The 2,050-nt window shown below is 40.0% G+C and carries 1 protein-coding gene; it reads right to left on the reverse strand.

Annotated elements, in window-relative coordinates; genetic code table 11:
• Positions 1 to 100: 100 nt before the first annotated feature.
• Positions 101 to 1,963 (reverse strand): IS1634 family transposase, encoded by a 1,863-nt coding sequence (locus tag D7Y06_RS24850; protein ID WP_120410147.1) that lies wholly within the window; start codon positions 1,961 to 1,963, stop codon positions 101 to 103.
• Positions 1,964 to 2,050: the final 87 nt, after the last annotated feature.

Here is a 2,050-nt window from a genome sequence, read left to right on the forward strand (position 1 = left end):
TCCCATCTTCGACAGTTACAGAAAAACAAAGTGGCAGAATCCCTTGAATTTATTGGGGATATGCCACTTTTTATAATTGAAAGAATGTTGTATGGAAATGCTATTTCAAAATTTTTTTGATTTTTTTATTCAGTTCTTTTGGCTGGTAGTATTTTTTATCTAATCCAAGTCCTGTAACCGCATTCAAAGCAGTACAGACCCTGGAACTGGTATAAGTTGACATATAACACATATCTTCAACATTGGCAACATCCATGCTGTCCAGGGTTTCGATAATGTTATTCACCGTGAAATGTGTGCCATACATGTCAAGTTTCTTCTCCAATAACCGATAGATAAGGAGCGCTGTATAACAGATCATAAAATGTGCAATAATACGCTCACGTTTTTGATGGAAAACTGGGCGTGCAGAGAAATTTGTTTTCATTACCCTGAAACAGTCTTCGATTTTGTAACGGTTTGCGCTGATTCCTAAAATATCCTTTGCCGGATCATCAAGGTTTGTAGCGACAGCATAAAAGCCGTCATATTTTTCTTCCCCTTTGATCACATCCAGGTCAAGTTCATAGTTATCAGTAACAGATTCTCCTGATTTTGCCGAAGAAGTGCGTTTGATGAAACGTGTCACGTCATGCGGCCCCTTTTTGTAAGTATCCGGGTCCAGGTTTTTCAAAAGCTTTTTTGCCCGTTCTATCTGGCGGCTGCGGATGTGCCGCTGGTATTCCATCATTTTTCTTGAAAAGGAAACGATAACCTTTTGGGGAACAATTGCTTTTGATTTTATTTTTCGGACGGTGCCGTTTTTACATACCTTTTCCTCGTATAATCCCAGGTCAAAAGCTTTATCAGCCGGAATGATCTTATAAATCCGGTCATTGTATAAATCCTTATTTTCAGGGCTGTGTTTATCGAAACCCTTCATATCCTGAATTGTTGCTGGTTCATCAGTTGAAAGTAACCGGTAGCCCGTATCGTTAAACACTGCCTGCCGCAGAGCGCCGGAAAGTTTCTTTATGGATTGTGTGACAACAAAAGCCCTGCCGCCCATGGAATTAAAGTTTCTGATATTTAAAGAACCAAGACCGGCATCTGCACAATAAATGAATTTCTTCCCTTTAAACATTTTTGTGAGTTGTTTTTCCAGAGGGACAGCAGTTGTCTGTTCGTTATCAGAACCGGATGTAATGCACATGGAAAGAGGGATCCCGTCCTTGTCCATAAATAACCCCATCTCAACAATCGGATTTGGGCGGTGCTCCTTGCTGGGGCCGTACTTGCGCAGTCCCTTTATGGTCTCACCGGTCACTTCATCTGCATAATCGTCGTCATCAGATTCGATTTCAAAGTAATAGTTCGAACAATCGTAAAAACAAACAGAAGTATCCCTTTTTACAATCCTGCAGCTTGCGTTGTAAAGATGGGAAATATAATCTTCATAATGTTCCTGCAGGATATCCATAGTCCGCAGAATGTGGACATAGTCAAACTCGGGCTGTTCGTAATACCTGTCAAGATTCTGATATGTTCCGAGTTTGGAATCTGGATGGAGGATCCGGGAATAAGTCAGGAAGCGGTTAACCAGGTTTGGATCGAATTCATTTTTCATATCGGCGGTTGCTGACCGGAAGAAGGAACCAATGTCCAGGTCGTGATAAAACTGCTGGAGGAAAAAATATCCGATGTTAAAAAGGGTGCTTTTTGAATTTGCCGCATTTGCAGCTTTTATCTTTTCGGCAAAATCAACTTTGATTTCTAAAGACATCCTGTTTTGTATTTGATACTCCTCATTATATTTTTTGACCTGTTCTTTTGCATAAGCAAGTGGGTCATCGGTGATCTTCAGAAGTTCAGAATGCCTTCCGATTCGGGCTACATTTTTAGTTGTTGTTTTCTTTCCGTTACGGATCCCCATCTGGATAAAGTAGTTAGGATCCTTGGATTTTTTATCGTACCAAAGCTTCATACCTTATTATAGCATATAAAACAACGCCATACAACATAAAAATAAATAAAATTTGACATAAAAAAGCCCGCATTTCTGCGGTTTGTA

The sequence above is a fragment of the Roseburia sp. 1XD42-69 genome, from assembly GCF_003612565.1.
Taxonomy (GTDB): Bacteria; Bacillota; Clostridia; order Lachnospirales; family Lachnospiraceae; genus Roseburia_B.

Excerpts from the sequence above, each read along its gene's own strand:
- D7Y06_RS24850 (WP_120410147.1), bottom strand. The coding sequence starts at position 1,963 with ATGAAGCTTTGGTACGATAAAAAATCCAAGGATCCTAACTACTTTATC.